General features: G+C 32.4%; 3 protein-coding genes and 1 pseudogene. All 4 read right to left on the bottom strand.

Going from position 1 to position 2,909, the window contains the following annotated elements; genetic code table 11:
- A pseudogene (locus MVY38_RS06455) lies at nt 1-311 on the bottom strand (hypothetical protein); the annotation flags it as partial.
- A 75-nt stretch (nt 312-386) separates the two neighbouring features.
- Nucleotides 387-872, bottom strand: a complete 486-nt coding sequence (locus MVY38_RS06460; RefSeq protein ID WP_297484504.1) for a DUF4149 domain-containing protein — start codon at nt 870-872, stop codon at nt 387-389.
- 4 nt (nt 873-876) lie between these two features.
- A complete protein-coding gene (gene prmC, locus MVY38_RS06465) occupies nt 877-1,716 on the bottom strand; it encodes a peptide chain release factor N(5)-glutamine methyltransferase (protein WP_297484505.1) in 840 nt (279 codons plus the stop codon).
- On the bottom strand, nt 1,698-2,909 hold a 1,212-nt coding region (locus tag MVY38_RS06470; protein WP_297484507.1), incomplete at its 5' end, for a M48 family metallopeptidase. The genes MVY38_RS06470 and prmC, both read right to left, overlap by 19 nt.

A 2,909-nucleotide genomic window follows, 5' to 3' on the forward strand; every position in this document is an offset into this window, starting at 1 on the left:
GTTTTTGTTACTCTAAGTCTTGCATAATGTTTTGTATGCGTATTTTCTTTTTTGACTTCCCAAAGATAGAGTAAAAGAGCATCACTGTATTTTGAAGGGAGCTTTGAGCAGATATGTTTATTAACAACATCATTTTGCAGGGCATCAAAACTTTTATACTTCTCAAGATTGAGTTGTGGACACTTTTTCTTATAAATCTTTTCACCCATAGGGTAGAGTTTTTTCTCTTTAACAGCTAAAGAATAAGAGGGATATGCAAAAAGCGAAATAGTTAAAAAAACAAAAAGAGTAAAAATTTTAAAAAGGGACATCTATCTACCTTGAATTTTAGTAGATAGATAATAGCAAAAGAGTGTTAATTTTGTGTTAAGAAGCAGATATTTTATCTATTTTGAGGGGACTCGTAAAATCATCAGTCGTCTTACAAATAAAACAAGAAGAGCAACTGCTAAAATTTTGAAATCTATTTCACTCGCTATATGAATATTTTCAAATGTATCACTCTGTGTAGCCTCTGCTCCAAGTGCCTGCATTGAAAGAATTTTTGGGACATAAATAGCACTAAAGAGTAAACCAGAAAAAATGACAATCACAGCACTAGCAAAACTAATGGCATCTCGTTGTCCTCTTTTATAAACCATTGCCTCATAGAAGAGAACATAAATCACCATAAAATAGACCCAGTAAGAAAAACGACGAAAAATTTCTCCCATAATAATACCTGCATTATAGTTATCTATGAGCAGATTTACAGTAATTTTATCTGTATGAAAAATAACTGGCGCCACAATAGCACCCAAAGTAATAACAGCACCAAATGTTGCTGCTAAAATAATAAAATATGCAAAATCTAAATATATATTTTTTTTCAATTTTCTAACCTTTATTCTGAAGAGTAAAGCCCCTATCAAAAGAGCTATAATCTTTGTAAAATTCTAAACTACTATACTTTTTATCTTTTAAATATTCTCGTATTTTATCTTGTTGGTCATAACCCATCTCACAACTAAAAAACTTAATCTGCTTCTTTAAGACTTCATCAAGAAGTTGTTTTATGATTTCATCGCCAACACTTCCACCAAAAAGTGCATTTTGTGGTTCATAAGAGAGGTTTGATGCTAGGATTATTCCATCTTCAATATAGGGAGGATTGGATACAAGATAATCAATTTTTTCCTCTATCGGTTCTAAAAGAGAGCCTAAACGCAACTCAATTCTATTTTCAAATCCAAATATCTCTATATTTTTTCGTGCAACATCAAGTGCAACGGATGATATATCAACAGCAATAAATTTTGCATTTTTAAGATGCTTTGCTAACATTATAGAGATAATACCACTGCCAACACCAACTTCAACAAAGAGCATATCTCTCTCTTTATCATCAATATTTTTCAACACTTCATCTATAAGAAGTTCTGTCTCAGGACGAGGAATAAGCGCACCCTCATCAATATAAAACTCTTCACTATAAAAATTAACTCTATTTACAATATACTCAAATGGCTCATTTAAAGCACGCCTCTGTACCCACTGCAAATACTTCTCTACATTTTCAACACTGGCACTCTGATGCGTTATAAGCCATAATTCATCTACTTTTAAATGTGCCATTAGTAGAAGTTGTGCCTCTCGTGAAGCTCTTTGTATATCTGCATCTGAGAGTATTTGCGTTGCTTGTAAAAGTAAATCTTTTACTAAATATCTACTTCGCATCTACCCTCAATACCACTTCTCTCAACATAGCCAATATCTACGCCAAGTTCTTTAAGTCTCTCAATTACAGGTGGATGAGTGTAATGGAAAAATATATACAAAGGATGAGAAAGAGGAAAACTTTTGTTCTCTTCTACTAATTTTTGCAAAGCATTAGCAAGCTCTATCTCTCCTGCTGCACCACCGAGTTCACTTCCCATTTTATCTGCTGCATACTCATTTTTACGGCTTACTACACCCATAATAGGCATCATAATAAAACCAAGCACAGGCATAAAAAGCATAAGTAAAATCATAATAACAAAAGGCTCTTTTGCAATTCCCATCTCAAGATAGAGACTATCTGGCAAGTTACCAAAAATAGCAAACATTGCAAAAAGCATTCCACCTACTAAAGCGATATTTTTAAAAACATCCCCATGTGCGAAATGTCCAAGCTCATGTCCTAAAACTGCTAATAACTCTTTTGTGCTTAATTTTTCAAGAAGTGTATCAAAAAGAACAACTCTCTTTGATTTTCCAAAACCACCAAAATAAGCATTGAGTCTTCCATCTCTTTTACTTGCATCACTCACAAAAACACCACTACTTACAAAACCTGTTGCATCCATAAGTCTTTTTATTTCACTATCTAGCTCTTCATCTTCAAGAGGAGTGAGTTTATCAAAAAACATCGCTCTAAAAGTTGGATAGAGCATATTTATTAGAATAACAATTGCAAAAATAAACATAAAACTCCACAACCACCAAAGAGCAGAATTTTCAATAATCTCATAAATTCCCCAAACCACCAAAGAACCAATAAGAAGTGTCATCACAAACGAGATAAGTGTATCTTTTATCCATTGTGTAAGAGTTGATTTATTAAAACCGAAGGCTTCATCAAGTACAAATTTTTCATAATATGAAAATGGCATAGAGATAAGAGAGTTAATAACAATAAAACTCATAACAATTTCAACATTCATAAAAGCATCATTTGAAGTTGTCATAAACGCAGAGTGTAACCAAGCAATTCCAAATGCTATCCAGACTATAAAAATAAGATACTCAATAAAAACATTTACAATAGAGAGTTTCTCTTTTGCAACTGCGTAATTACCTGCTTTTAAAAAATTATTTGCTGTTAATAACACCGGTGTCTTTCTTTTAATTTGATTGATATAGCCTATTTGCATTACACTCACATATAT

Source organism: Sulfurimonas sp. (genome assembly GCF_027056685.1).
Taxonomy (GTDB): Bacteria; Campylobacterota; Campylobacteria; order Campylobacterales; family Sulfurimonadaceae; genus Sulfurimonas.